Source organism: Neisseria sp. P0014.S009, assembly GCF_051958155.1.
Lineage (GTDB): Bacteria > Pseudomonadota > Gammaproteobacteria > Burkholderiales > Neisseriaceae > Neisseria > Neisseria flavescens_C.
The window spans coordinates 1-286 of sequence record NZ_JBQCVS010000106.1; the positions used below are offsets into that span (position 1 = coordinate 1).

Sequence of the window (286 nt, forward strand, 5' to 3'; positions counted from 1 at the left end):
CTGCTCGGTTCCTCATATCAAGGCAAAATCACCCCCGTCAATCTTCGACACAGCAGTGTAGCAGGCATTCCCTCCTACTCCAGCCTCAGCAAAATCCCGGGACAAGCCGATTTGGTTGTTGCCGTTATCCCGCCCGACCATTACGACTCGCTGTTCAAAGCCTGCCGTAAAAAAGACCTGCACCACATTATTCTGATTCAAGATTGGGAAAACCTACCGCCCGAATCCTGCAAAAACGCCCGTTCCACCATTCAAAAACATCACGGCGATGAATTGAACATCACCG

The 286-nt window shown here is 50.7% G+C and carries 1 protein-coding gene; it reads left to right on the forward strand.

Translation table 11 applies throughout. The features are described from left to right. A partial coding sequence (locus ACTHS4_RS11880) for a CoA-binding protein (RefSeq protein WP_440365986.1) occupies positions 1–286 on the forward strand: 286 nt, incomplete at both ends.